General features: G+C 71.4%; 26 protein-coding genes and 2 pseudogenes. 24 read left to right on the top strand and 4 right to left on the bottom strand.

Going from position 1 to position 23694, the window contains the following annotated elements; all coding sequences use genetic code 11:
* Positions 1-148: 148 nt before the first annotated feature.
* Positions 149-904: a site-specific DNA-methyltransferase gene (locus DRB96_RS21835; RefSeq protein ID WP_112449978.1), complete on the bottom strand. Its 756-nt coding sequence runs from the start codon at positions 902-904 to the stop codon at positions 149-151.
* Between the two features lie 534 nt (positions 905-1438).
* On the opposite strand from DRB96_RS21835, the gene DRB96_RS21830 reads away from it, so the two are divergent.
* From DRB96_RS21830 to DRB96_RS43125, 23 genes and pseudogenes are all read left to right on the top strand, one after another.
* The gene (locus tag DRB96_RS21830; RefSeq protein ID WP_112449977.1) at positions 1439-2578 is read left to right on the top strand and encodes a C40 family peptidase; all 1140 of its coding nucleotides are present in this window, start codon (positions 1439-1441) and stop codon (positions 2576-2578) included.
* A 114-nt stretch (positions 2579-2692) separates the two neighbouring features.
* Positions 2693-3007, top strand: coding sequence for a DUF6112 family protein (locus DRB96_RS21825; protein ID WP_112449976.1), 315 nt, complete (start codon positions 2693-2695; stop codon positions 3005-3007).
* A 23-nt stretch (positions 3008-3030) separates the two neighbouring features.
* A complete protein-coding gene (locus DRB96_RS21820; protein WP_239516384.1) occupies positions 3031-3690 on the top strand; it encodes a hypothetical protein in 660 nt (219 codons plus the stop codon).
* Positions 3691-3722: 32 nt separating this feature from the next.
* Positions 3723-5087, top strand: coding sequence for an ATP-binding protein (locus DRB96_RS21815; protein ID WP_112449974.1), 1365 nt, complete (start codon positions 3723-3725; stop codon positions 5085-5087).
* A gap of 90 nt (positions 5088-5177) precedes the next feature.
* Positions 5178-6641 (top strand): SCO6880 family protein, encoded by a 1464-nt coding sequence (locus DRB96_RS21810; RefSeq protein WP_162688780.1) that lies wholly within the window; start codon positions 5178-5180, stop codon positions 6639-6641.
* A gap of 44 nt (positions 6642-6685) precedes the next feature.
* Entirely contained in the window at positions 6686-7132 is a 447-nt protein-coding gene (locus tag DRB96_RS21805) for a DUF6238 family protein (RefSeq protein WP_112449973.1), read from the top strand.
* Positions 7133-7162: 30 nt separating this feature from the next.
* On the top strand, positions 7163-8680 hold the full coding sequence (locus tag DRB96_RS21800) for an ATP-binding protein (RefSeq protein ID WP_112449972.1): 1518 nt from the start codon (positions 7163-7165) through the stop codon (positions 8678-8680).
* 67 nt (positions 8681-8747) lie between these two features.
* Entirely contained in the window at positions 8748-9260 is a 513-nt protein-coding gene (locus tag DRB96_RS21795) for a hypothetical protein (RefSeq protein ID WP_112449971.1), read from the top strand.
* A 53-nt stretch (positions 9261-9313) separates the two neighbouring features.
* Positions 9314-9724 carry a hypothetical protein gene (locus DRB96_RS21790; protein ID WP_162688779.1) on the top strand — a complete coding sequence of 137 codons (411 nt, stop codon included), beginning with the start codon at positions 9314-9316 and terminating at the stop codon, positions 9722-9724.
* A 282-nt stretch (positions 9725-10006) separates the two neighbouring features.
* The gene (locus tag DRB96_RS21780) at positions 10007-10825 is read left to right on the top strand and encodes a hypothetical protein (protein WP_162688778.1); all 819 of its coding nucleotides are present in this window, start codon (positions 10007-10009) and stop codon (positions 10823-10825) included.
* Between the two features lie 42 nt (positions 10826-10867).
* The gene (locus tag DRB96_RS43130; RefSeq protein WP_162689083.1) at positions 10868-11464 is read left to right on the top strand and encodes a hypothetical protein; all 597 of its coding nucleotides are present in this window, start codon (positions 10868-10870) and stop codon (positions 11462-11464) included.
* A gap of 23 nt (positions 11465-11487) precedes the next feature.
* Positions 11488-11922 (top strand): hypothetical protein, encoded by a 435-nt coding sequence (locus DRB96_RS21770; protein WP_112449966.1) that lies wholly within the window; start codon positions 11488-11490, stop codon positions 11920-11922.
* A 134-nt stretch (positions 11923-12056) separates the two neighbouring features.
* Positions 12057-12974, top strand: coding sequence for a hypothetical protein (locus DRB96_RS21765; protein ID WP_112449965.1), 918 nt, complete (start codon positions 12057-12059; stop codon positions 12972-12974).
* Between the two features lie 108 nt (positions 12975-13082).
* A complete protein-coding gene (locus DRB96_RS21760; RefSeq protein ID WP_112449964.1) occupies positions 13083-14177 on the top strand; it encodes a hypothetical protein in 1095 nt (364 codons plus the stop codon).
* A 176-nt stretch (positions 14178-14353) separates the two neighbouring features.
* Positions 14354-15130 (top strand): annotated as a pseudogene (locus DRB96_RS44770) (MFS transporter); the annotation flags it as partial.
* A 390-nt stretch (positions 15131-15520) separates the two neighbouring features.
* Positions 15521-16021 (top strand): hypothetical protein, encoded by a 501-nt coding sequence (locus DRB96_RS44765; protein ID WP_239516910.1) that lies wholly within the window; start codon positions 15521-15523, stop codon positions 16019-16021.
* A 117-nt stretch (positions 16022-16138) separates the two neighbouring features.
* Positions 16139-16558 carry a hypothetical protein gene (locus DRB96_RS21750; protein ID WP_112449963.1) on the top strand — a complete coding sequence of 140 codons (420 nt, stop codon included), beginning with the start codon at positions 16139-16141 and terminating at the stop codon, positions 16556-16558.
* A gap of 17 nt (positions 16559-16575) precedes the next feature.
* Positions 16576-17418 (top strand): relaxase/mobilization nuclease, encoded by an 843-nt coding sequence (locus tag DRB96_RS21745; RefSeq protein WP_112449962.1) that lies wholly within the window; start codon positions 16576-16578, stop codon positions 17416-17418.
* A 33-nt stretch (positions 17419-17451) separates the two neighbouring features.
* The gene (locus tag DRB96_RS21740) at positions 17452-18162 is read left to right on the top strand and encodes a hypothetical protein (RefSeq protein WP_112449961.1); all 711 of its coding nucleotides are present in this window, start codon (positions 17452-17454) and stop codon (positions 18160-18162) included.
* Between the two features lie 26 nt (positions 18163-18188).
* On the top strand, positions 18189-18941 hold the full coding sequence (locus DRB96_RS21735) for a hypothetical protein (protein ID WP_112449960.1): 753 nt from the start codon (positions 18189-18191) through the stop codon (positions 18939-18941).
* Positions 18938-19579, top strand: a complete 642-nt coding sequence (locus DRB96_RS21730; protein WP_112449959.1) for a hypothetical protein — start codon at positions 18938-18940, stop codon at positions 19577-19579. Before DRB96_RS21735 ends, DRB96_RS21730 begins: the two co-directional genes overlap by 4 nt.
* Positions 19580-19609: 30 nt before the next feature.
* Positions 19610-20368 carry a hypothetical protein gene (locus DRB96_RS21725; protein WP_112449958.1) on the top strand — a complete coding sequence of 253 codons (759 nt, stop codon included), beginning with the start codon at positions 19610-19612 and terminating at the stop codon, positions 20366-20368.
* 28 nt (positions 20369-20396) lie between these two features.
* A complete protein-coding gene (locus tag DRB96_RS43125; RefSeq protein WP_112463586.1) occupies positions 20397-20807 on the top strand; it encodes a hypothetical protein in 411 nt (136 codons plus the stop codon).
* Between the two features lie 124 nt (positions 20808-20931).
* Here DRB96_RS43125 and DRB96_RS21720 read toward each other — a convergent pair.
* A pseudogene (locus DRB96_RS21720) lies at positions 20932-21447 on the bottom strand (NAD(P)-binding oxidoreductase); the annotation flags it as partial.
* Between the two features lie 93 nt (positions 21448-21540).
* Between DRB96_RS21720 and DRB96_RS21715 the strand changes: the two are divergent.
* Positions 21541-22206, top strand: a complete 666-nt coding sequence (locus DRB96_RS21715; protein ID WP_112449957.1) for a TetR/AcrR family transcriptional regulator — start codon at positions 21541-21543, stop codon at positions 22204-22206.
* Here DRB96_RS21715 and DRB96_RS21710 read toward each other — a convergent pair.
* Both DRB96_RS21710 and DRB96_RS21705 read right to left on the bottom strand, forming a co-directional pair.
* Positions 22203-22841, bottom strand: coding sequence for a hypothetical protein (locus tag DRB96_RS21710; RefSeq protein ID WP_162688531.1), 639 nt, complete (start codon positions 22839-22841; stop codon positions 22203-22205). The two genes, DRB96_RS21715 and DRB96_RS21710, sit on opposite strands and share 4 nt — an antisense overlap.
* 188 nt (positions 22842-23029) lie before the next feature.
* Positions 23030-23641: a phosphoribosylanthranilate isomerase gene (locus DRB96_RS21705; protein WP_112449955.1), complete on the bottom strand. Its 612-nt coding sequence runs from the start codon at positions 23639-23641 to the stop codon at positions 23030-23032.
* Positions 23642-23694 lie beyond the last annotated feature (53 nt).

Here is a 23694-nt window from a genome sequence, read left to right as displayed (position 1 = left end):
CGTCGGAATTCGTAAAAGGGGCTGGAGTTCAACGATCCGCACATTCCCCGGTTTGGCTGACCGGGGATGTCGTGCTACAAAGCCCGGCGCACGGCGGGGACAGGAATACGAGAGGCCGTCTCCCTGTCCCCGCCACATGGCGTTTGGGTCAGGCTGTGAGGACGAAGTCGTCCTGGGAGTACGTCTGCTGGAGGGCTTCGGTGAGACGGTCGGAGGCGATCTCGGCGTAGTGTCTGGTCTTCTCGACGCCGATGAAGTCCCGGCCCTCCAGTAGGGCTGCGACACCTGTGCTGCCGGATCCGGCGCAGAAGTCGAGGACGGTTCCGCCGGGCGGGCTGATCTTGACGAGCTCGCGCATCACCTCGACCGGCTTCTGCGTGATGTGCTGCCTCTTCTTGCCCGCCGGCTGCGAGCCGGAGTACAGGCCCGGGAGGTAGACCTCGTTCCGGGAGCCGTCCATGTCGCCGTTGGACCCCCAGACGATGAACTCGCAGTTCTGGGTGAAGCGCCCCTTCTGCGGGCGGGCGGCGGGCTTGTGCCAGGCCAGGACCCCGCGCCACGTCCAGCCGGCGGCCTGGATCGCATCCGTGGTGATGGGCAGCTGGCGCCAGTCGGTGAACAGCAGCGCCGTGCCTCCGGGGCGGGTGGCCCGCTGGGCTTCGGTCATGATCTGCGTCAGCCAGAAGCCGTACGACCTCTGATCCATGTTCTCGCCGGTGAAGTCGGCCAGGGTGTGGCCGGCGTCGCCCGAGGTGTACTTCTGTCGGGCCGTGCGGCTCGTGCGCTCCTTCGCCGTCCGCCCGCCCGAGTTGTACGGCGGGTCGGTGATGACGGAGTCGACGCAGTTGTCGGGGAGGCCGGACAGGACGCTGAGGGCGTCGCCCTGGTGCAGGGAGAAAGGCAAAGAGGTACCCCAATATCGGTTCGGGAAAGGGCGGGAGTGGGCTCCAGCTCGCGGCAATGCCGCCCCTGTCCGGATGCGGACATAGGGGTGCCATAGGGCCACAGGGCGGTTGTGCGAGGGGAGTTCCAAAACAGTAGGGCACGATCCCCGGTTGACCACGGTCGCCGCGAAAACCCTTGAAATAGAGCCTTGATCATCTTTTTCTTGGTCAACCGGGGATCGCCGCTTACTGTTTTGGAACTGCCCGGTGCACACAGCGTCGATGGCTGTAATCCCCCGTCATGCCCACACGGAGGCACCCCCTTGTCCCGGCACACCTGACCGCCCGGACGTCATCGCGAGCGGGAACTCGCGCCGACGCCCCGAGGCACAGCTCACCCATCACCCGGCCTACCGCGCTCCTTCTCACATCTCCACGGCACCGCGCGGCCGGGACTTCACACACTTCAAGGACACCGCCATGCCATCCCTGCGCCCTCCCCTGCCTGAAACCCCGCCGCCGACCGTGACCGGCGAGCGCGGAGGCACCCCGGGTTGAAGGCCGTAGCCGCCGCCATCGGCGTCCTCTGCCTCTCCCCCCTCGTCCTCGCCACCACCGCCACCATGGCCGCAGCCGGAAGCGGCGCAGCCTCCAAGGGCGCCGCCTGCGCGCCCGGCGGCAGCAGCGTCGATGCCGCCGCGGTCGCCAAGCAGGTCGCGGCGATCCTCGGCGGCCAGGGCGGCGACGGCTCGATCCGCGTCGAAGGCCTGGAACTGCCCGCCGAGCAGATCCCCCACGCCAAGACCATCGTCGCCACCGGCATCGCCCTGAAGGTCCCCGAGCGCGGACAGGTCGTCGCGCTCGCCACCGCCATCCAGGAATCCCGGCTCCGCAACCTCAACTCCGGCGACCGCGACAGCCTCGGGCTGTTCCAGCAACGGCCCAGCCAGGGCTGGGGCACCCCCGAGCAGATCCGCGACCCCGTTTACGCCGCCACCAAGTTCTACAAGGGGCTGCTGGCCGTCAAGGGCTGGCAGCAGATGACCATCACCCAGGCCGCCCAGGCCGTGCAGCTCTCCGGTTTCCCGAACGCGTACGCGCAGTGGGAGCCGCTGGCCCGGGCACTGCAGCAGGCCATCGTCCAAACCCTGCCGAACGGCGGCACAGGCCAGACCGGCCAGGAACCGGGTACCGCTCCGGGCGGCGCCGGAGGCTGCAAGCCGGGCGAGGACGGAGCCGGCTGGGGCTCCATCCCCGAAGGGACCGTCCCCGCCGGATACAAGATCCCCGCCGACGCCTCGCCGAAGGTCCGCATCGCCATCGACTGGGCGATGCACCAGCTCGGCACCCTCTACCAGTGGGGCGGCACCTGCACCGCGCCGCACGGCCCCGACCCCATGGGCCGCTGCGACTGCTCCAGCCTCATGCAGCAGGCCTACGCCAAGGCTGGCATCCAGCTCACCCGCACCACGTACACGCAGGTCAAGGAGGGTGACGCCGTACCGGCGAACACCCTGATCCCCGGTGACCTGCTCTTCACCCGCGGCACCGCCGCCGTCCCCGAGCACGTCGGCATGTACATCGGCGCCGGCCTGGTGATCAACGCACCGCGCACAACGAAGCCGGTGCGGATCGAGAAGGTCGGCGACTGGCAGATCCTCGCGGTCCGCCGAATCCCCGCGCTCAACAGCTAGACCACCGCCCGCCGATGCGGGCCTGCGCCGGGCCCCTCTTCGCCCAGAGCGCCCCTCCCCCTTCCCCGCACAGCCGCAGGGCCTCTTAGGCCTGCGCCCGCAAGGAGCTTCGCCATACCCATTTCACTCGCAGACCGCGTCCTCTACCTCGCCTACGACCCCGGAATCACTCCAAAGGAGGGCGGCCTTCCCGGGCTCGACGTCCTGAAGAAGGTCGTCAACTCGATCAACATGTTCGGCATCATCGCCGTCGTCGGCGCCCTCGCCATCTCCCTCGGCGTATGGGCCTGGGGCCACCACAGCGGCGGCCACCAGGCCGAGGCCAACGGCAAGAAGGGCGCCGTCGTCTCGGCCGGCGCGGCCCTGGGCCTGGGCGCCGCCAACGGCATCGTCGCCTTCTTCTCGGGACTCGGGACCCAGGTCCACTAGTGCCGAAACGTTCCCTCTCCCCCTTGCACCGGGCCACCACCCACTGGACGACCGGCCGACGGATCCTCGTCGCCGCCGTGGTCATCACAGCCCTCCTCGGGGCCGCCGGACTGACTGCCTGGTTCACCTCCCGCAGCGGCAAGTCCGAGACAGGTGCCTCGCCCGCAGCCCCAGCGCCGAGCTCGCCCGCCGGGACGGCCCCGAAGACGTCCGTCGGAACGGGCTCGGTCCCGGCTCCACCCAAGGTCACCGATCCGCTCGCCTACGCCAGGGCGGCGGCGGTGCTGCTCTGGTCGTACGACACCCGCACCACCAGCCGCGACCAGCATCTCGCCGGCATGAACGCGTGGATGACCCGCGAGACGAAGTACACCGACTGGACGGCGATCTCCGGACAGATCCCGGACCCGGTGCTGTGGTCGCGGATGGCCGACAACGCCCAGTACGCCACCGCCGCCGTGGGCGAGGCCCACTTCCCCTCGGCGTTCAAGCAAGCCCTCGCCGAGAACCCCTCCGCGATCACCGAGGCGTACATCTACGCGGTCACCGTCACCGGCAAGCAGACCATCGCCTGGAGGAACGGCGGAGGCGGCGCCGAGGACCGCGCCGTCACCCTCGCCGTCCAGTGCCGCCCCAGCACCGATTGCGCCCTGGTCTCCCTCGCCCCGAGCGTCGCCCCGTAACACGCCACTGAAGACAAGGAGGTATCCCTCCAGTGGACTTCTGTTCCATTCCCCTCGCCAGCAAACTGTGCAGCGCCGCCGACGCCATCGACTTCGTCAACGATCCGGGCAAGGCGATCACCGAGGGCATCGGCAACTGGATCGCCAAGTCGGCCGGCGAGTTCGCCGCCGCATCCGCCGACCTCGCCGCCGAAGCCGTCAACGCCACCACCAAAGTCGACCTGCGGGCCGGCTGGTTCGTCGCCAACTACGAACTGCTCCTGCCGATCGGCCTGACCCTCCTGGTCGCCACGTTCTGCGCCCAGCTCATCCGGGCCGCCGTCAAGCGCGACGGCCAGGCCCTGGCCCAGGCCTTCACGGGCACCGCCAGCGGCGTCATCTTCTGCTTCGTCGCCATCGCCGGCACCACCATCGCCATCGAAGTCGTCGACGCCCTGTCCGACGGCCTGTTCGCGGCAGCGGGCACCTCCATCGAAGAGGCGGTGCGGCGCATGGTCAAGGCCAGCTCCGTCGCCTCCATGGTCCCGCTGGGCTGGATGATCCCCGGCATCGTCGGCATCGGAGCCGGCACCGGGGCCATCCTCTACTGGTGCGTGATGATGGTCCGCAAGGTCGGCATCCTCGTGCTGGTCACGCTCGCCGTGTTCGCCGGGGCCGGCGGCGGCTGGGAAGCCGCACGGCGCTGGCGCCGGGGCTGGATCGAAGCCACCGCCACGCTCGTGGTCAGCAAGCTGCTGATGACGATCGTGTTCCTCCTGGGCATCTCCGCCCTCGGCCAGACCCAGGCCAAGGACGGACTCGGCGCCCTCGCCGACTGCCTCGCCGGAGTCGTGATCATGATGATGGTCCTGCTCTGCCCGTACGCCACGTTCAAGTTCGTCCACTGGGCGGCTGAGGGCACCGACGGCGAGTCGATCCACCGGGCCGGCGGTACCGGCGCTCAGATGGCCAAACAGCACACCGAGCAGGCAGCCCGCAAGGCCGCCGCGATGGCCGCCACGGGCGGAGCCGGCGCAGCGGCCGGAGCCGGAGCCGGGGCATCCCCCCAGGGCCCGGCCAGCTTCCCCGGCGACATCGCCGCCAACCCCACCGGCGGCTCCGGAGGCGAGCAGAACAGCTCCCCGATGCCGTCCTCCGGCGGAGGTGCGGCCACCGACGCGCTGTCCAAGGCCGTCCAGCCTCCGCCAACCAGCGTGAGCCAGGACACCAGCGGGCACCTCGGCGGAAGCATTGGTACTAGCTCAGGCGCCCCGTCCGAGCCCCCCGGTCCGTCCGGTTCCGGCGGCACGGGTCCCGTTCCGCGCAGCACCCAGGGCCCGCCGCAGGGCGCGCCCGCACAGGGCCCGGCCGTCGCGAGCAGTCCCTTCGCGAGCGGCCCCCCGCCCACCGGTTCCTGACCCGTCCACGCCACCCGGGCGGGACACGCCGCACCCTCTGCCGTGTCCCGCCCGGGTTCCAACCCCCGTGCTCCGAAGGCGGCTTCTGCCTTGTCTGACCTTGTCCTCCCCCTCACGATCAAATTCCCCCACCGGTCGCGGCGCGGCGTCCTGCTCGGCCTGTCCCTGCCCCAGCTCGTCCTCACCTCCACGGCCCTGGCCCTGCTTCTGGCCACGGTGGTGTCCACCGGCCTGGTCGGCGCCCTCGCCCTGACCCCGCTCTGGGCCGGCGTCGGCGCCCTCGTCGTCATCCGCCGCCACGGCCGCTCCCTCATCGACTGGGCGCCGATCGTCCTGCGCTACGCCCAGCGCCGCCAAACAGGCCAGACCCTGTGGCTGGCCCGCGCGGTCTCCCGACCCCGCACCGACGGCATGCTCCACCTGCCCGGCACCGCCGCCTCGCTCCGCGTCGTCACCCCGTCCGGATCGCAGGCCGCCGCCGTCCACGACCCCCACACCCAGACCCTGACCGCCATCGCCCGCGTCTCCAGCAGGGCCTTCGCCCTCTTGGACCCCGCAACCCAGAACTCCAACGTCACCTCGTGGGGCCGGGCACTGGCCGGCATCGCCCGATCCGGGCACATCGCCACCGTGCAGGTCCTGGAGCGCACCGTCCCCGACTCCGGGGACACCCTCACCCGCCACTGGACCACCCACGGCCAGCCCCAGACGCCGGTCGCCGGTCAGGTGTACTCCGAACTCGTCGCCTCCGCAGGGCCCGCCGCCGCCCCGCACGAGAGCTATCTGGCGATCTCCCTGGACATGAAGGCCGCCAAACGCCTGATCTCCCAGGCCGGCGGCGGACTGCCCGGCGCCTTCACCGTGCTGGGGCAGACCACCGCCTCCGTCGCCCAGGCCGCGCGCGGCGCCGGATTGATGGTCACCGGGTGGCTCACCGCCCGCGAGATCGCCGCGGTGGTCCGCACCGCGTACGACCCCAAGGCCCTGGCCGGCCTGCAGCAGTGGTCCGAGCACGGCCGGGCCGAAGCCGACCCCGCTGCCGCCGGTCCCGTGGTCCAGGTCGAGGAGTACGACCGGGTCATCACCGACTCGGCCCGCCACGCCACCTACTGGGTCGAGAACTGGCCGCGGACCGAGACCGGCGCCGGATTCCTGCACGGGCTGATGTTCACCGCCGGCGTGCGCCGCTCCTTCTCCCTTATCTACGTACCCCAGGGGCTCGAATCCGCGCTGCGCGACGTCCAGCGCACCAAGGCCACGATCATCGCGGACGCATCCGAGCGCCAGCGCCGCGGCCAGGTCGACTCCGAGGCCGACTCCGTCGAGTACGGCGACGTCAAGGAACGCGAACGCCAGCTCATCGCCGGGCACGCCGACGTCGCGCTGACCGGCCTGCTGACCGTCTCCGCCGAGAGCGACGCACAGCTCGACGCCGCGTGCGCACAGATCGAGACCGCCGCCGTCAGCGCCCAGGTCGACCTCCGGCGCCTGATCTACCAGCAGCCCGAAGCCCTCACCCTCGGCGCACTCCCCCTGGCCCGCACCGCCCTGTAGCCGAACCCCCGCCGCACCCCGCTGCGGCAGCAAGGACCCACCACTTGACCAACCCCACGATCCCGCCCGGCGACGCCCACCCCTACCTGCGGGCCGCGACCGCCGGAATCCGCCACCACACCCGCCAGGCGGCATGGAGCACCACCACCGCCGACCGCGTACACCTGGACGTCCTGCACAGCCACCTCACCGGTCTCCACCTCCTTATGGACCGGCTCGCGGACACCACCCGGCCCCAGCATCCGGCCGCCGGACGGCACCTGGACTCCGCCCACCTGCGCCTGTGGCAGGCCGCGACCAGCCTCCACGACGCCTTCCACACCCTGCCCGCAGCCGAACGCACCGGCGCCGACCCGGTCTGCCGCCCCGACGCGCTGCCCGAGGGGCCACCGGTCCTCACCATCTGCCAGCGCCAGCTCGCCTCCGGCCACGCCATCCGCCGCAAGACCACCCCCGCCGACCACGGCCCCCGCCCGGCACGCACCGCCTGAAGGCAGCCCCCGCAGAAACGATCCGCCCTCATGTCCCAGCACCGTCCCGGCCGCCGCGCCCGCCGCGCCTCCGCCAGCCCCCTGTTCACGCCCCACGGCACCGACCGCTCCACCCGCAGGGCAGCCCGCCGCCAGCTCGCCGAAGCCCAGGCCAAGGCCCGCGCCGAAGCCACCTCCACCTCCGGCGAACACCCACCGGCCGAGCAGGAGATGCCTCGCTCCGCCTACCCGTCCGCCGGGCGGCCCGGCAGCGCCTCGGCCCGCGGCAACCGGCTGCGCCTGCCCGCCCACCGCATGACCACCGCCGTCGCCGCCGGCGCGTACCCGTTCCTGGCCGAAGGTGGCCTGGGCGCCGACGGCATCTACATCGGCCGCGACGTCCACGCCGAAGCCGCCTTCGTCTTCGACCCCTTCACCCTGTACGGCAAGATCGACGGCTTCACCAACCCGAACGTCCTGCTCGCCGGAGTGATCGGCCAGGGCAAGAGCGCCCTCGCGAAGTCCTTCGCGCTGCGGTCGGTGGCCTTCGGGTACCGCGTGTACGTCCCCTGCGACCCCAAGGGCGAATGGACTCCCGTCGCCCAGGCCCTCGGCGGCACCTCGATCGCACTCGGCCCCGGCCTGCCCGGCCGTCTCAACCCCCTGGACGCGGCCCCTCGGCCTCCGTCCGTCGTGGAGGCGGACTGGGCCGGCGAGGTGCGCAAGCGCCGCCTGCTCCTGCTCGGCTCCCTCGCCCGCACCGTCCTGGGCCGCGACCTGATGCCGATGGAGCACACCGCCCTCGACATCGCCCTCGACGGCGTCGTGAAGGCCGCAGCTGCAGCCGGCCGGACCCCGCTCCTCGGCGACATCGCCCACACCCTGGCCCAGCCCGCCCTCCTCGACCAGGCCGCCGGCACCGTCTCAGGCCACCTCGGAGAGGCAGCCCGCGACCTCGCCCACGCCATGCGCCGCCTGGTCCACGGCGACCTGGCCGGCATGTTCGACGCCCCCTCCACCGTCGCATTCGACCCGGCCACCCCGATGCTGTCGATCGACCTGTCCCGCCTCGGTGGATCCGGCGACGACACCGCTCTCGTCCTCGCCATGACCTGCGCCTCCGCCTGGATGGAGTCCGCCCTCACCGACCCGCGCGGCGGCCGGCGGTGGATCGTCTACGACGAGGCATGGCGACTGATGCGCCACGGCCCCCTGCTGCAGCGCATGCAGGCCCAGTGGAAGCTCTCCCGCGGACTCGGCATCGCCAACTTGATGGTCATCCACCGGCTCTCCGACTTGCTCACCGCCGGCGACGCCGGATCCCAGGGCCGAGCCCTGGCCGAAGGACTCCTCGCGGACTGCTCCACCCGCATCATCTACCGCCAGGAAACCGACCAGCTCCACGCCGCGGCCTCCCTGCTCGGGCTGACCTCCGTGGAGACCGAAGCCATCTCCCACCTCAGCCGTGGACGCGGCCTCTGGAAGGTCGCCGGCCGGTCCTTCATCGTCCAACACCTGCTCCACCCAGCCGAACAGACCCTGTTCGATACCGACTCCCGTATGCATTGAAAACGATAGGAATAGCTCGATTCCCGACATCACCAGCCCGGACTACTTCCTCCAGCTCGCGCGAACTGTGGACCGAGTCTTCGACGACGTTCCGAAGGCCGAAGAACTACGTCGAGGCGACGACATCACCCCGGACCTCCACACCGTGGTCGGCGACATCGGCGTCATCCTGGCCGAAATCTGCGAGGAACTGGCCACCAGCAACCGCCACGAGTCCGAGAACCTCACCGGCTACAGCCGCGCCGAACGCTTCGGCACCGCGGCCCTCGCCCAGTGCGCTCCCCCGCTCGGCACCGCCCTCGCCCACCTCAGCCATGTAGTAGACCTTCTCGGCTTCCTCCACGAGACCATCAGGCACTCCTCCACCGAGCGCACGCCCCCGCCGGGGGACGTACGGGTCGTCATCCAGGACCAACTCGACAAGGCCAATACCGCCCTGCGCTCCACCGCCCAGCAACTGCGCGGCAAGGCGACAGAGATCACTCGCGTGTTCCCTACCCGGACAGCCGCCATGCTCGCCCGCTACGCACCCGTCACGGGGCCACCGGCCGTCATACCCATGCCCGGCCGGATCCGATGACCTTGCATCAAGCGCCGGAGGCGGAGGGTCCGTCGACCCGCCTCCTGGCGCCGTTGCCGGATCACCGCAACGTCCTCGACCCCAGCTGGCAGCGAGCCTGGGCGGACTTCGCCCACGTGATCACCCCACTGCGCGAGCGCGGGCTGGTCTGCGACGTCCAGTACGGGATGGACGACTGGCTCGTCTACGCCTGGCCGCCCGGACACGACTCCGTCGTCCTCATCGGGACGCGAGGCGGCTGGCTGGCCACACACGAGGCTCCCGCCGAAGACCGGACCTCGATGACGGTCCTCTACGACTCCACCCATTCTGTCGGCCCTCACGATGTCGGTCCTCTGCTCTCCGCGATCGACGCCCTTCTCGCACGGCTTCCCCGTGCCCCGTCGACACCGGCGCCTGCCAGCGTGCACGTCACTGGGGTCCAGACCCCTGCACCGGTCGCGCGCGGCACCCGCAGCCGTTGATCCCCACCCGCAACTTCGTTCTTCAGGAGGGCTTCCCGTGTACCACCCCGTCAGCATCCACATAGGACTGCATGTCGCCGGTCCGATTTCCCTGCCTCTCTCCGACCCGGTCCAACGGCTTTTGTGGTCAAGGGGGTTCGCCTACTGCTCGCGGCTGGACGCATACACCGCGCCGGCGTCGCTGCCGGTTGAGCAGCAGGAGCATCTCGTGCACCAGGCCGTGCACGCGCTGCAGCCGCTCGGCCTCCCCGTCGCACACCTCCACCACCCGGCGCCCTCGGCATGACCCAATATGATCCCCTGCTCCCCTTCGAGCGGGAGACGCTCAGACGTTCCAGAGCCGTCACCGCCGGCCTGGAGCAATTCACGGCCGGGCTGGCACCGCGCCTGGGCGGGGCATGGAGCCCCCGTGTCCTGCCGACTCCGTATCGGTGGAGCCATGCGGACGACCGGATCTGGGAGCGGGAGGAGGGAGTGCTGTGGCGTGCGCTGCGCCGGGACGGCGACCATCAGCATGCGCGGGCCTTCCTCACCCACGCCCACGGCCTCCAGCTTTGCGTCATCCAGCGGCCGCATCGGCCGGGCGAGTTCCTGGTTGGCACGGTGCTGCCGGCGGGCGTCTACGAGTACGACACGGCACCGCGCCCGCAGGCCGTCTCGGTTCCCGGTGACCCCGCCCGTGCCGCCGCCGCGGTACGGCGCCGCCTCCTTCCGTACTACCGGCTCGCGTCGATGCGCGTGGCCAGCAGTACCAGGTTCAGGCAGGCCCAGCGGGTCACCATCGGCCGGTCTACGGACGGGCGACCGATCGCCGACGTGCTCATGCCCCGCGCCGTGCGGGCCCTGCTCCACGAGGACGGCCGCTGGCACCTGGACCCCGGCACCGGTCTGTGCGTGCCGGCTGCCCACTCCGCCTGCGCCCCCGAGGTCCTCGTCCAGGACGCCGCCGACCGGCTCGGCGGACTCGGCTTCGAGGTCATCCGCAGCGACCAGCATCCGCTGGAGTTGTACTTCCGCTCGCAGCACCCCGCGATCCCCGCTCCGGTGGCCGGCCTGCCGTCCACACGGCCCGGAAGCCCGAGCCGGAGCCGGAACCGCTGACCTGGAACAGCTGGTGGCAACGAACTCCACCTTTCGCCTGCCATGGCCCACCGCCACACCCAGCGATGTCGCGGTCGTCCCAGCCTGCCCCGGGCCAGCCTCCGCGGACCGCACCGAAATTGTCCCCCGCCCCCGTCTCCGCCCGCGAGCCCATCTCGGCCACCGTGCCGTCTGCCGCCCGCCGCTGATTCGAAAGGAGCCCTCCTGCCTGGCCAGTTCGTCGTCGGCACGCACCCGCAGTACGGGTACGTCGCCTCCGCCCAAGGAATCCCCCACCACATAAGCCAGTGGTACCTGAACCGTCTCGGCTTCCAGCCACTGCTCGGCCTGCACGGCGTCTACCTCCTGCCGGCCCCCACCCACGAAGGACCCCGGCGCATCCGCCAGGCCATCGAGAGCCTGCGCAGCAGCGGATACAAGGTCCACGCCGACTACTCCCTGGACCCCGCCAACACCAAGCCGGTGCAGGCCAAGCCCGTTCGGGACCCGCGCGAGTGGTACCGGACCGGAGTCTCGCAGGCCGCCGCCACCCCCTCGCCCCAATACGCCACCACACGGGCCTGGGGCTCCAGGCCCCCGAAGACCACGCCGGCGAGTCCCGCACCGAGCGCAACCACCCACACGAGCCGCACCCACTGATGAGAGAAGGACCCGTTCCCCCCATGACCCACACCGTCCACCACCGTCCCAGCAGCAGCGAGCTGCGGCTGCGGGCCCGACGGGAGGCCGCGGAATTCCTTCGAGGCCTCCCGGTCCCGGCAGATCCGGCCGCCTCGTTGCGCACCTGCGCGGAGGCGATGTCCCAGGCGTCCACGCCCGCCGAAGTCCACGCGCTGACCGAGCTGGCGGCCGGTGGCGAGGAAGCCGGGCTGATCGCGCTGCGGAACCTCCTGCGCGCCGCCGGCGCCCGCTGCCGGGAGCACGGCGAGATCCAGCTCGCCACCCGCTACGAGCGCACGAGCGACCTCCTCGACATCGCCGACCGGGCTCTCTTCCAGCTCGGCGTCGACCTGCTGACCACCCAGTACGACACCGCGCCGGACACCGCCGCCCCCTGCCTGACGCCCGTCGGCCACGACGAGGGAGCGTCCACCTGACGTCCTCCGAGATCACCCTCTACACCAGCCAATACCACGGAATCGTCGCCCTCGTCTCCGGCGAATCGTCCCGGTGGGCTCGCACCGCCCTTCAACTCGCGGGATTCGAGAAGGACGGTGGCGGCAACTACGTCATGCCCCTGACGGACGCCGGCCGCGTCCGCGAGGCCCTGACCAACCTCAGAGAGACGGCGGCGGCCTTGCAGAGCAAGGTCACCGCGACCAACCAGAGCTACATCGGCGACTTCGCCCTCGAAGTCAGCAAGGACCTGCCCGGCCAGTGGAAGGTGCAGGTCGAGAACTATGGGCACCCGGCTACGCAGGGCGACCTCTTCTCGTGCCTGTGGGCGACTGGCCCCAACCTCCGCCTCCTTGAAAACCGGCGCGTGTCCTCTGCTGCGATCTTGCAGTCCGAGAACGGAGCCGAACTCGCCATCATCTACAACCCCCGCCACGACGTGTACGACGTCGGGATGCTCGCCCCGCAGGACATGTACCTGGACGAGGCCGTCGTACCGCCGTCCATGATCACCGTGCATTCGGCGCCCGTCCCCGCCGCCCGCAAGATCGTCTCCAGCCTGCTCGCCGACTATTACCGGGCCGTCTTCGAAATGCAGTTGAACCATCTCGGCGATGACCTGGCATGGGCGCAGGAGGAGTTCGAACCGGGCACCGTCCAGGATCCTCCCCAGCGTGACCTGGCCGAGGCCTTCGACCGCTTCGCCACCATCGCACCACGCATCATCGCTTCCCTGCGCACCAGCGGCCTTCACTCCCTCGACCCGCACCAGGCAGCGTTCCTGGAGGACATGGAGGCCGCGTTCGGCCAGCCCAGCCCGGGCGCCGAGAACGCGGGGAAGGCAGCGGAGAACCCGAGTCTCGATCTGCTGTCGATGTGGATGAGCGAGGGCGAGGGTCTGGTCGACCTGGCCCGGGCCGCCGTCCGCACAGCACCCGCGCCGACCGCCCTCGGCCTCGTCTGTGCCGTGGACACACCCGGGGTGCTCCCCTCTCCTCCCCCGCGGGTCGGCGCCGCCCTCAACCGCAGATAGCCCCCTGGAGCCGCTATTCCCCTCCCCCCGACCCCACCTCCGCACGAGGCGGTTAATGCTCTGACCGGCTGGGCCGTCCAGTTCTCGGTCATCACGCTCCGCTGCGAGATGGCCGTGGACCACCTCCGTACCCGCCACGGAGACATCACCGACGCCCCGGCCGCCCAGGCCGCCGAAGCCGAGCGCAACCGGGAGCTCGCCGAGCTCTTCGTCGAACTCCGCCCCCACCTCAGCACCCTGATCGTCCACGCCAGCGCTGGCGTGCGGGCCATGCCCCCTGCCCGGCACCATGCCCGCTGGCACCTGCTGATCTCCGACCTCGCCCATGCCGCGGACCAGGCCGTACGCATCCTGGACGAGCACCCCGACGGCCAGGACACCACCAGCCGCGACGCTCTGCTGTGGCCCTACATGCAGACCTGGGGCGAGCACGACGTCCTGCTGCGCGACCTCGCCCTCCAGCCCGCCCACCCACCGGAGCCGAACCCCGGGCTCGGTACGGAGGAACAGGAGGCATGGACCGCCTGGGCCCGCTCGGCCCGCAGCCGCGGCCTGCTCCAGCCCCAGGAATCTCGCTACGACGCCGCTGGCCGCCAGCTCACCCTCGCCTTCGTCCCGCACCCGGTCGACGACGAGGAGGAGATGGTCGTGATCCTCGCCGGGGACATCGACGGCCCCGAAATGAGCGTGCTCGGGCGCTACGACACCGACGACGAAGCGATCCGCCACCTCCCACCAGCAGTCCCACCCGGCGTGCTCTATCCCAACGGCCCCCCGCCGGACAGCGCGTCACCACCCGGGGTGCCACTGGAACAGCTGATCCGCGACGTCATCGACGCGCAGCACAGCGCCTCCGTCGCCGAGGCGATCTCCTACGTCACCGACCTGCCGCCCCATGCTCCCGCCGGACACATCGCGCAGCTCACGGTCTTCCTCGACACCTGCGCCGCCTGGGCGACCGCCATGGACACCCGGGCAGGCCAGGAGATCTCCGTGCGACTGCGGATGCTCTCCGCGCAGACCACCCACCTGATCCAGGACCTCGCGCAGATCGGCGAACAGCTGGAGGACGCGGTGGCGGTCCTGCCGCCGCACCGCACCCCCGCACCCCACCACCTGCCCGTACCGCGCCCGCCCGCTGTAGGCACCACACCGGTCGTGCCGACCCCGCCGGTCTCCGCCGCTTCCGCACCCCGCCGGTAGCGCCCCGCGCCCGGTCCCACTCCGCCTCGCCCTCTCTGACGGAAAGCCCTGCCCTGTTGACCCTGGCCGATCACCCGAACACCACCCCACCACCAGCCACGTACGGCGCCGTCCTGGGCAGCCGCCATGTTGTCCGCCTGCTCGGCGGCACCCTGACCGGTCGTCTGCCCAACGGCATGGTGCCCGTCGGGCTCGTGTTGTGGATCACCGGCGGGGGCGGTTCCCTGGCCTTCGCCGGCCTCCTCGCCGCGCTGTACGGGCTGGCGTCCGGGCTGTCCCAGCCGATCAAGGGCAGGCTGATGGACCGGTACGGGCAGACCCGTATCTCCGCACCGGCCGTCGTGTTCAACTCCGGTTACCTGGCCTCGCTCCCGTGGATCGGGGCGAGCGGGCATCCGGCGGCCGTGACCGCCGCCGTGGGGCTCGCGGGTCTGTTCACCCCGCCTTTGGAATCCGGGCTGCGCGCGTTGTGGCCGACGGTTCTTCCCGACCTGGGCCGGCGGCGGGTCGTCCAGGCCCTCGACACCGGGTCTCAGGGCCTCCTCTACATCGTGGGTCCCTTGCTCGCCTCGTGGCTGGCCACCGCATACGGGCCCGACATGGCCCTGAACGCCGCCGCCGCACTCACCCTTGTGGGAACGGTCGTGGTCCTGACCGCTGCCCCGTCACGGACCTGGCGGCCGGCCACCACTGGTGGGGCGGTGGGAGGCGGCCGTCTGGCGGGGGCCGGTCTGGTCCTGCTGTTCACCGCGCTTGCGGGGACGGGGTTCGCGCTCGGTGCGATGAACGTGTGGGCAGCGGGCATGGCCACCACTCACGGGATGGCCATGCTCTCCGGGATGCTCCCCGCCGCGTTCTCCACCGGCAGCGTCCTCGGCGGCCTGGTCTACGCCCGACGGACATGGCCCGGCACGACCACCACTCAGCTCCTCGCGACCGCCGGCCTGTTCCTCCTCGGCTGGATACCCCTGCTCATCCAGCCCGGACCGCGCTCAGCCATCGCCCTGGCCGTCGTCCCGGGGCTGTTCCTCACCCTGATCATCACCAACGGCTTCCACACCGTGGACACCCTGGCACCCGCCTCACGCACCACCGAGGCGTACGCCTGGCTGATCCTGTCCGTCGGTACCGGCCAGGCCGCCGGAACCGCGCTCGCCGGAGCCCTCGCCGAGCGCCCGTACGTACTCGCTGCTCTTCCCGCCGCCGGCGCCGCCCTCTCGCTGGCCATCCTCGCCCTCGCCCGCCGCAAGCTCGGCCCCGGCCGTCGCCCCGGCCGCCACCGGCGCTCCCGCCACAACCAGCCCGACCACATCAACTTCCCTGCATCAGAAGGAGATTCATCTATGGCTATCCGAACCGAATGGAAGATCATCCACAGCTGTGGACACGAGAGCACGGCCAACCTGTCCGACCGTCCCGCCGACAAGCGGGCCGGATTCGCCCGCTGGCTCGGCGGCCGTGACTGCACCGACTGCTGGAAGGCCTCCCGGGACTCCGACAGCGCCACGAAGGAAGTGTGGCTGGCGGCGAAGCGGGCCGAGGAGCAGCAGGCCGCATTGGACTGGGCGACGCAGTTCGACATGCCGGCGCTGGAGGGTCCCGAGCGGGCTCTTGCCTGGGGTGAGCGTTCCCGGTTCCAGCTGGTGACGGCCGCGTACACCGCGCTGGTCACCGAGAGCGGGACCTGGGACGAGGCCGACTGGGCCGCGCTGGAGGAGAAGATCCGCACGGTCACGCGGGCCGGGTGGTGGATCGACCAGCGCGACGCCGAGGGCACTGACCTTCCCGAGCTGCTGGACGCGGCCACCGCTGATGACCGGGGGACGGAGAACCCGTTCCGGTAACCGTGGGCGGACATATATAGCCGACGATCCCCGGTCAGCCAAACCGGGGATTCTCCAGACCATTGAAGTACTTCACCCGCCGCGAAACTGCGGCACCTTCGTGGAAGGACTTCTGCCGTGCCCGACGCCATCCGTGCCGCGTTCATACCCGCTGACGCCATCACCCCCGACCGGGACATCACCCACGGACACTTCGCTCCCGGCGACCGGATCGTGGTCATCAAGGGAGTGGACGACGGCATCCTGTGGGGCGACGCCATGACGGTGGTCACCCCGTCCTGGCACACCCCGACCAACGAGGACGGATGGCGCCTGCGCAACCCTGACGGCGGCGCCCGCAGCTTCGTCACCGGACACCCCCGCTACCTCGTCCACCTCTCCACGCGCTGCCCCGACTGCCTGATCTACCAGCGGGCCCTGCAGGACTACCTCGTGCCCCGGTTCACCGACAGCAAGCCCGTCGATGTCGGCTGGTACTCGATCACCGAACTGAACCAGCTCGTCCACGTCGCCGACGGCCGGGCCGGCAGCCGATGATCCCCACACTCCACGAGTTGGACACCACGTCCGCCCACGCACTCGCCGCGGCTCTGGGCCGGCCCGTCAGCGACCAGGAGGGCCTGACCACCGACGGCACGATCGTCGCGTACTGGTCGCAGCTCGACTACTTCACCGACGAGGACCGGATATGGACCTCGGTGGAGTGGGCCCAGCACCTCGACGAATCGCACCGGGAGCACCCCTTCGCCGCCACCTACCGTGGTGATCCCCGCGTCATCCTCCACGTCAGCGTCCGCCTGCACCCCGAGGACCGGGAGCTCACGCCGGCCGAATGGTCCGAGGTCGGCCACCGGCTCGCCCGCGTCTCAAGAATCGCCCCGCCCGGCGACCCGAATCCGTGCAGGTGGATCGCCCTCCGCGACCTGCCCCACCGCCTCGACCTGGTCGCCAATCTGGTCCGGGAGGACGGCGTCCGGGCGCCCGTGCCCAGGCAACTCCCCCACGCCCTGGCCGCGGAATGCCGGCGCATCGAAGCCGACCTCCGCCTTCTCTCCCCGCCAGACCACCACGCCGCCCCCTTCAAGGCGAACATGCTGGCGGCGGCACGGCCCACCGTCGAAATTCCCGGCACCAACTTCGTGGCGGACTTGTCCAACGGCGCGCACCAGCATTTCGCCGCCGCCCGCCGTCTCGTGGAGAAGGCCGCGCACCAGCTGGGTAGTGCGCCGTCGGGCTGGCCGGAGCTCGCGCACCAGCTGGAGTGGATCGCCCGCCGATCCCACGCCCTTGAATCCGACCTCGCCGAGATCGTCCCCGGGCACCCTGGCACCCCGGCCGGAGTCGCCACCACAGGTGCCTCCGCCGGGCTCCCGTCCCGGGCCACCCGGAGGCGCTGACCGGCCGCCTCTACCGCAGAAAGCATTCTCTTCTTGGCCCTCGCCCACCGTGTACTGACCGTCCGACGCGATCCGGGCTCCGGGGAAGTCCTCGCCCGTGGGGGCGACCCGGAAGCCCACAGCCTCCTGGAACGCACCGGATTCGTCCCAGTCGTCCGCCGCCACGAGACGTACCACCGTCTTCCTACCGGCCTTGACCAGGAAGAGGAGATCCGCCTGGCCACCCGCGCCGTAGCCCGCCTCCAAGCCGTCGGCTACGACCTGACCGCGGACCCCGCCTTTGCCACCGAGCAACACGAACCGCACTACCTCTCTCTCGGCGCCCAGGTCGCACACCTCGCGACCCGGATCCGGGAAGCGGAGACCACCGAGGAAGTCAGCGACGCCCTGACGGAGCTGACCGCCACCCACGACGGTGTCCTCCCGGCCCTCGCCGAAGTCCTCGCCGCCACGGCCGACTTCCTGCAGGACCTCGGGGAGCCCATCGACCCGCACACCGCCGCGCGGCTGCACTACCTGGTCGACGAACGGCTCCGCGTCATCACCTCTGACCTGCGGCACGTCCGCAACGGGCTCGCCGACCGGCAGGCCGTACACCCCCACCGCGCGCCGTGCCCCCAGGAAGTCGCCAGCGACGAACGGGAGAAGTCGGCCTCGTGCCCCTGCCCCGTGCCCGCCCGCATCCCCACCACGCCCGTCACACCGGCTGCTGCTCTGCCCGCCCCGGCCGGCCGCCGCCGCTGACCGCCCCGAGACCCGCCCGAGGAACCATGCCCTACGACCGCGACCCCGACGAGCTCGGCTCCTTCGCCGCCATCCTCACCCAGAACCTGCCCGGCACCTGGACCCATGAGCTGCGCCAGCACACCGCCCACGACGAGCGCCACAGCGCCACCGCCGACGTCTGGGACCTGAACCACGTCGCCGAAGCTCTCGCCCAGCACCCGGTGAAGCACGACGTCATCCTGACCCGCGACGATGGCCGGCGGCTCTTCCTCCTTGACCATCCCCGCTACGAGGACGAGTTCCTCATAGCCGCCATGGCACCCGTCGACACCCCCGCGGAAGCATTCCGCGGGGTGCGGGAGCCGGACGGCATCGCGATACCCGCCGACCCCGAGCAGGCCACCGACGCCATCGTCACCAACCTCCTGCCCCGATACGAGGCCGCGCTGGCCCAGGTCCAGGACAACGCCCTGCGCCTGAACCGCGCCCACTCCCAGCCCGACACCCTGGTGATGAGCTGGACGGAATCCGGCGACCTCACCGCCACCACCGACCGGGCGGACGTGGCCGGCGTCCTGACAGCCCACGGGTTCGTCCACGACCCCGGCCAGCAGGCGTACGTCGCCTCCGGCGACGACACGGCTCACCAGGCACAGTGCGTACGGGCGGCCGGCGCCGCGCTCGGCGCCCTGAACATCGGTGTGACCCTGCGCAGCGCGCCCCACCGGGGCACTCCGGCAACGACGCCGCTGCCCGCACCGCGCCCGGCCACGGCGAACACCGTGCGATCCCGGTGAAGGACGGCGCAGAGCCCGACTTCCTCATCCTCGATTACGTCACGATCACCCGCGACCCACGCACCCAGCTGGTGGTGACCAGCAGATGCACACCAGAAGCCGCGGGCATCCTGGAGACCGTCGGACGCTTCCGCGACGGCGGCGTCCACTACCTGCGCCAGCCGCACGACCTGCCCGTCGAACAGCAGCGCCACTACGCGACCGCCGCGGCCCAGGCTCTCCTGCTCTCAGGGTTCAGCGTCTTCCTGGATCCCTCCCTGAACACGCTCGCCACCCCTGACGGCGACCGGGCAGCGGCCCACCGCTACCTGGACCAGCTCGCCGAGCGGGCCAGCAGGGCCACCGACGACAAGCAGGTCGCCGAGATCCTCGCCGAAGTGGCCGCACCCACCGAGGGCCTGCTGTCCCACCTGGTGCAGACCCTGATCACGACCTGGGCCACCTGGAGCCAGCGCACTGAGGGCGCACTGTCCAAGGAGGACCTCGCGATGCGGCTGATGGACACCACCAGCGGGCTCTCGCGACACGGCGGCGAGATCCGGCACATCCGCAATCAGGCCGCCGCCGCCAAGCCGGTCTCCCCGCAACCGCCTGCACCTCCAGGTCCAGCGGCGTCGCCGCCCACCCGGGGACGCTGAACCCGCCGCACTCCGCCTCCGAAACGGTCCATGCCTCCACGACACCATCGAACCGATCTCGCGGCCTTCGCAGAAGGCCTCGCCGCCCGCCTGCCCGAGACCTGGACCAGCACTTACACCCGCCACGCCGCCTACCACGACCAGATCGCCACCACCTCGACGGTGTGGGACATGGGAGCCGTCGGCTACGCCACCTCCAACTTCGTCCTCGGCCACCAGGCCGTGCTCGCCCGAGCCGACGGAGCACGCCTGCTGCTCTTCGATCGCCCCCGGTACCGGCACCAGTTCATGATCGGCGCACTGGAACCGGACGCCCATCACGACGCCTTCCACCAGGTCGCCGAACCCAACGGCATCACCGTCCCCTCCGACCCCGCCCGCGCCGCCGCCCAGGTCACCCGCAGGCTGCTGCCCCGCTACGAGGATGCGCTGCGCCAGGTCCGGCACAACACCGCCCATCCCGCACCCCGCCGGCCCGAACCTGCCCTGATCACCGGGGCGGTGAGCATGGTCTGGCACCCGGACGGGGCCGTCGGCGCCGTCACCGGAGTGCGTGAGGCAACCGTGGTCCTGTACGGCGCCGGATTCCAGTACCACCCCTACCACCGGCAGTTCCTCCTTCCGGCGTCGTACGGCGACCGCGAGCAGATCGCCCGCGTCCAGGCCGTCTCCCAGCGACTGGCCCGTATCGGCGTCGGCGTCACCATGCGCCCGGCCCGGCTGGCTTCCGCGCCCACCGCGCTGCCCGCTCGCCCGCCCTGCCCGGCGGTCGCATCTGCGACCCGCTGATCCACCCACCACCGCGAGGAGATCCCCCGTGGGAAATCTGGCCGACGAAACCGGCAAAGACGTCGAGATCTACCGACAGGCCCGCACTCCCGGCAGCATCCACATCGTCAGCCGCAGCAACGCACCGGAAGAACTCCTTGCCATCCTCGACAGTGCCGGCCTGGAGCGCCGCACCGATGAGACCACAGGCCCCGTCTACGTCTGGCACGAAACCCCCGACGGCCTGAGCGAGAAGGCCCAGAAGCAGCTCGTCACCCGTGCGGCGCTCCCGCTGCTCATCGCCAACTACGACGTCAACATCGACCCGGGCCTGTACGACGTGACCGCCTGGGCACAGACAATGGCCGCGCACCGCGCCCAGCAGGCCAAGGCCACGGGCGGCCAGGCTCCCGCTGCGACTCCGCCGGCATCGCCCGGATCCCCTTCGCGGTCTCGCTGACCACTTCCCTCACGCCGCCCCGGCCCGCCTCATCCGGGCCGGGGTGCCTGCCGCACCACACGGAGCACCACGATCCAGCAAAACCCCACCAACCCGCCGCCGATCTCCCCCCCCCGGCCCCGCTCCGCAGCACCGCCGCCGCGACCTCGGCCACGTCCGCCGGGTCGACCACCGGCAGGCCGACGTCCCCGAAGGGCGCGGCCGCCGTGCGGTGGGCGCGGATCGACTCGGCCCAGGCGAAGGCGTTGGAGTCGAGCCCGCCCGAGCGCAGGACCGTCCACTCCAGGCCCGACCGGCGGACGGCCTCCTCGAAGGCCGCGGGGTGCCGGTACTGCTCGGGCCGGGTCCCGACCCCCTGCGAGGACAGCAGCACGACCCTGCGTACGCCGCCCGCCGCGGCCAGCTCCAGGACCGCCCGCGGGTCCTCGCCGGCGACGAGCAGGAACAGGGCCTCGGCCCCGTCGAGGGCGGGCCGCAGGCTCTGCGGCTCGGCGAGGTCGGCGCGGTGGTGGCGGACGCCCTCGGGCAGCGCGTGCTCCGGCGCCCGGCGGGAGACGGCCGTGACCGGCTCCCCCGCCGCCGCGAGGATCCGTACCAGCTCGCCGCCGACGTTTCCGGTCGCACCCGTGATGACGAACATGAGGTCTCCCACCCGTGAGTGAGTTAGTCGACTGACTAACTCCTGTGACGACGACCATAGCCCGCCGGGCCGCGCCCGTCTACACTTAGTCAGGTGACTTACTCAGACTCCGCCGAACCGTCGCCCCCGGCCTCCCCGCCGTCCCAGCCGTCCCCATCCCCGGCCTCCCGCCCGAAGGTCGCGCGCGGGGGCAAGCGCGAACGGCTCGCCGCGGCGGCGGCCCAGGTCCTGCACGAACAGGGCGTGGAGAAGACGACGATCGCCGACATCGCGCGCGCGGCCGACGTCCCCCTCGGCAACGTCTACTACTACTTCAAGACCAAGGACCAGCTGGTCGAGGCGGCCATCGACGCCCACGCGCAGCACCTGGCCGGGCTGATCTCCGCCCTGGACGCGCTCCCCACCCCGCAGGACCGGCTGAAGGCCCTCCTCGCCGGCTGGATCGACCAGCGCGAGCTCACCGCCCGCCACGGCTGCCCCACCGGTTCGCTCGCCTCCGAGCTCGACAAGCGCGACGACGGCCTCGACCAGACCCTCGCCACGGTCATGCGGGTGCTGCTCGACTGGGCCGAGCAGCAGTTCCGCGCCCTGGGCCGGACCTCCGACGCCCGCGAGCTGGCGGTCGCCCTGATCGCCTCGTACCAGGGCATCTCGCTGCTCACGAACACCTTCCGCGACCCCGAAATGATGGCCACGGAAGGCCGCCGGCTGGAACGCTGGATCGACTCGCTCGCCGACCAGGGGCTGTCAGTCGGCTAGTGGTCGGGCCTCGGGACCACCGTGATGGGGACGTCGCCCGTGTAGTCGAAGGTGCCTGCCGGCAGGCAGTTCTCCTCCGTGACCGTCCCGAGGCCGTCGCAGTGCTCCGCCTTGAGGGTGAAGAAGACGGTCTGGGTGTGCGGGCCGAGGTCCGGCGCCTTGAACGGCGGCGAGACGACGGCCGAGTACGGATTCCCGTCCGCGTCGACGAAACCGGTCCGCAGGACCTCCTTCTTCTTGAACGTCTGGCGCTTCTCCTGCGGCGTGCCGATGTCGAGGACGTAGGTGGCGCTGACGAACTTGGAGTTGAAGTCGTCGATCGGATCGGGACGGGACGGCTCGTAGCCGTCCGGATAGACCGCCACCTCGGCGCTGGCCGCCGTGGTCCAGCCCGGCACGGTCCGGACCCACTTCTCCTTGGCGTAGATCTCGCGGCAGGTGGGTGGACCGACGATCCGCAGCTTCACATCGTAGAGCTCGTTGAGGTCCGTCCCGTCGGATCCCAAGCAGTGCGGGACGGGCGGCTTGGGCTTCGGCAGCGGATCGGCCGCGGCCGGCGCGGCCGCGCCGGCTCCGGCGAGCGCAGCCACCAGCAGGGACGGGACGACCGCGGCGAGGAACCGTGCTCGGTTCACCGGGTACCACCTTTCGATGTCGGCGATTGAGACCGTCGGCCAGCCGACCACCTCGCGCGCCCCGGTTCACGGCGACACGTCCCAGGAGCGGCCGGACGGCGGAGCGAATCCACACACCTGCCCGCGCGCCGCCGCGCGACACCGCTCAGCCGTGCGCCGCCGCGCCGACCCCGCTCAGTCGACCCCGCTCAGCCCCGCGTCGCACCCCGCGCCGCCGTGATGAAGGCCCGGATCAGCTCCGGGGACTTCACCCCGCGCTCCCGCTCCACCCCGCTCGACACGTCCACGCCCCAGGCCCCGGTGACCGCGAGCGCCTCGCGCACGTTGCCCGGGTTCAGCCCGCCCGCCAGCACCCAGCGCCCGTTCGGCGCGGTGAACTCCGGCGACCCCCAGTTCCACGGCTTGCCGGAGCCCGCGTCGGGGGCGTCGATCAGCAGCAGGTCCTCGCCGTACTCCCCCACGGAGGCCACCGCGCGGGCCGTGGCCCGGATCAGGGTCCGGCCCTCCGCGCGCAGCTCCTCGTAGTACTCGGGCCCCTCGTCCCCGTGCAGCTGCACGGCGCGTACGCCGCTCTCCTCGGCCAGCCGCCGGACCTCTGCGACCGACTGCCCGCGGAACACCCCGACGGTGAGCACCCCGGCGGGCACCCGCGCGGCCAGCTCCCGCGCGGCGGCGGCGTCGATCGTGCGCACGGTCCCGGCGGCGAGGATGAACCCCACGGCATCGGCCCCCGCCTCCACGGCGGTGTCGATGTCACGCGCGGTCTTCAGACCGCAGATCTTGACGAACGGCTCACTCATGCCGCCAGTCAACCAAACCCGGCCACCCCCCGCCGATGCGTCCCATGCACCGA

It is taken from the genome of Streptomyces sp. ICC1 (assembly GCF_003287935.1).
Classification (GTDB): domain Bacteria; phylum Actinomycetota; class Actinomycetes; order Streptomycetales; family Streptomycetaceae; genus Streptomyces; species Streptomyces tritrimontium.
This window is presented reverse-complemented; position numbering and strand designations above follow the sequence as displayed.

Excerpts from the sequence above, each read along its gene's own strand:
- DRB96_RS21735 (WP_112449960.1), top strand. The coding sequence starts at position 18,189 with ATGCCCTACGACCGCGACCCCGACGAGCTCGGCTCCTTCGCCGCCATC.
- DRB96_RS21705 (WP_112449955.1), bottom strand. The coding sequence starts at position 23,641 with ATGAGTGAGCCGTTCGTCAAGATCTGCGGTCTGAAGACCGCGCGTGAC.
- DRB96_RS21780 (WP_162688778.1), top strand. The coding sequence starts at position 10,007 with ATGACCCAATATGATCCCCTGCTCCCCTTCGAGCGGGAGACGCTCAGA.
- DRB96_RS43130 (WP_162689083.1), top strand. The coding sequence starts at position 10,868 with ATGGCCCACCGCCACACCCAGCGATGTCGCGGTCGTCCCAGCCTGCCC.
- DRB96_RS21765 (WP_112449965.1), top strand. The coding sequence starts at position 12,057 with ATGCCCCTGACGGACGCCGGCCGCGTCCGCGAGGCCCTGACCAACCTC.
- DRB96_RS21725 (WP_112449958.1), top strand. The coding sequence starts at position 19,610 with ATGCCTCCACGACACCATCGAACCGATCTCGCGGCCTTCGCAGAAGGC.
- DRB96_RS21760 (WP_112449964.1), top strand. The coding sequence starts at position 13,083 with ATGGCCGTGGACCACCTCCGTACCCGCCACGGAGACATCACCGACGCC.
- DRB96_RS21770 (WP_112449966.1), top strand. The coding sequence starts at position 11,488 with ATGACCCACACCGTCCACCACCGTCCCAGCAGCAGCGAGCTGCGGCTG.
- DRB96_RS44765 (WP_239516910.1), top strand. The coding sequence starts at position 15,521 with ATGGCTATCCGAACCGAATGGAAGATCATCCACAGCTGTGGACACGAG.
- DRB96_RS21800 (WP_112449972.1), top strand. The coding sequence starts at position 7,163 with ATGTCCCAGCACCGTCCCGGCCGCCGCGCCCGCCGCGCCTCCGCCAGC.